Here is an 822-nt window from a genome sequence, read left to right on the forward strand (position 1 = left end):
GCGCACGTTTCTCGAACATACGCAGGTTTTCGTCGCTGTCTTCCAGGAACACGTCGAGTAGGTCGGGAGCATTACTGCTCCCTTCCCCTCTAAGAACCGTACGTGATACTTTCGCATCATACGGCTCAAGCAACTCAAAGTTTCTATTATGAAACCGGCTCATAAGCTCTAATTTTACGGGTAAGTGTACGACTGCATCTGTCATGGGCGATGATTTTGGATTTGCCGGACTTGTCGGATAACTCCGCAATAGTCCAGATTTTATCCGCGTCGATTATCTCGCCGCACAACGGACAACGCTGATTTTGTTTCTCCCACATTCTGAGAAAGCCCTGTTTGCCTTTGAGAGAGCTTAACATTTTCATCCTGTTACGCATCTCAAAGTATGGTCGCCATTCCGGGTCGAATGGGTTGGCTTTGCTGCGGATTTTGATAGGCTTGGTCTTCGTATCAATATCGGATAGATACTTCAGTGTGTACGGAAATGGTTTCCCGTTGTTCTTCAGCATCATACCGAATGTCCACGCCCGGCCTTTCTTCGACAGAAAATACCTGTTGTAAACCCGCTTCTTACCCTTGTGGCGGTGGCGGCGTAATGCCCACGCCCACAGTTTGTAGAAGATCTGTGCGTCTGCGTTCTTGAAGGTTTTGGCGGCTACGCAACCCTTGTAATAGTTGCCCCAACCGGTTATGACGGGGTTCAGAAGTCCGATAAGTTTATCCTGCCTGATGGCCTGATTCTTACGAATAATGGCTTTAATCTTGGCGAGGAATTCCTTAACATTCTTCTTTGACGGCTTGATAAGCAGCGTACCTTTATAT

1 protein-coding gene is annotated in these 822 nt (G+C 47.6%); it reads right to left on the bottom strand.

The window, feature by feature from the left end; genetic code table 11:
- Positions 1-146: 146 nt before the first annotated feature.
- Positions 147-822 (bottom strand): group II intron maturase-specific domain-containing protein (locus QZ379_RS12415; protein WP_291565372.1); only part of this gene is annotated, 676 nt, incomplete at its 5' end.

The organism is Bacteroides sp., assembly GCF_019417265.1.
GTDB lineage: Bacteria > Bacteroidota > Bacteroidia > Bacteroidales > Bacteroidaceae > Phocaeicola.